The organism is Synechococcus sp. W60.3 (assembly GCF_047502615.1).
Taxonomy (GTDB): Bacteria; Cyanobacteriota; Cyanobacteriia; order Thermostichales; family Thermostichaceae; genus Thermostichus.
This window is the reverse complement of record NZ_JANSHJ010000080.1, coordinates 1-1,213: the sequence shown is the minus strand read 5'-3', so window position 1 is coordinate 1,213 and position 1,213 is coordinate 1. Positions and strand designations below refer to the sequence as shown.

The 1,213-nt window shown below is 60.4% G+C and carries 2 protein-coding genes; both read left to right on the top strand.

Annotation, left to right across the window (positions count from 1 at the left end; all coding sequences use genetic code 11):
• Positions 1-538 (top strand): hypothetical protein (locus NW846_RS12560; protein WP_414516206.1); only part of this gene is annotated, 538 nt, incomplete at its 5' end.
• 479 nt (positions 539-1,017) lie between these two features.
• Entirely contained in the window at positions 1,018-1,173 is a 156-nt protein-coding gene (locus NW846_RS12555; protein WP_414516204.1) for a hypothetical protein, read from the top strand.
• Positions 1,174-1,213 lie beyond the last annotated feature (40 nt).

Here is a 1,213-nt window from a genome sequence, read left to right as displayed (position 1 = left end):
CCCAACACCTCCGCCCACACCAACACCCACGCCGACGCCCACGCCGACGCAAACACCAACGCCGAGCCCAGGTACAACCCCGACCCCCAGCCCGGCACCCCCCGGCGAAGGGATCCGACTGGTCAAGCGGATCAGCGCCCTCAATGGCCTCTCCATTCCCGAATTCTTCGACGAGCCCACCGACCCCAACGACAACCCAGGGATCCCTTGGCCGGGCGGAGCCAGCACCTTCCTGCAGGGGGCCATCAACCTGCCGGTGCGCCCAGGAGCGCGGGTGCAGTTTGCCATCTACTTCCTGCTGGACTCGCCCGCTTCCACCTTTGTGGTGTGCGATCCCCTGGCGCCTGGCTTGCAGTATGTGCCGGGCAGCCTGTCGGTGAGCACAGGGGGAGGGGGAGCCTTCATTCCGCCGGGTGGGGCTGTGCCTCCTGCTTGTGGGGGCATCAGCAACCCCAACGGTGTGGTGGTGGTGAATGTGGGGGGAGACAGTTCTGGCTCAGCCGGGGTCATCCGTTTCGAGGTCACCGTTCCTAGGTGAAGCCCATTCCACACCTTGCCCCTCAACCGGGAGCAGCCTCTCATCCCAAGGTGTAGCCATGCCTTATCGGCTGGCAGAAGGGAAATGAGAGTGGAAAGAGTGGAATGGGAAATCCACTGCAGCCAGCGGTAGATTTAAGGAGAGGAGGTCTTCGAGGTTAGCCGATTGCCAAGCCCCTCTCCCTGTCTATGGCTTGTTGCCGCAGGTGAGCAGGGGGAGATCCTCTTACTGGGCCATCTTGATTGACAGAGAGGCAAGGTGTGGGCAAATACAGCTCTAGGTTCGTATTGCCTTTGTTGGCGAGTATAGCAGCAGCAGGTTTGCAATTGCCTTCGCCGGCACAGGCTACGATCACCGTCACCACCCCAAGCGATGCCATAGCCATAGACGGGAAGTGCTCTCTGCGGGAGGCTGTGATAGCTGCAAACACCGATTCAGCAGTGAATGAGTGTCCTGCGGGCTCAGGTGCAGACACGATTGTGCTGTCGGCAGCGACGACCCACACCTTGTCGAAAGACGACGATGGGCTGGGACACCAAACCGACTCTGGAGCGGACAACGACGATTTGGACATTACCAGCACCATCACCATTCAAGGCAACGGGGCGACGATCCAGCGAGATACAGCCTGTTAAGGGCTCAAGGGGTACAATAGCAGCACTTAGCAAACCAACT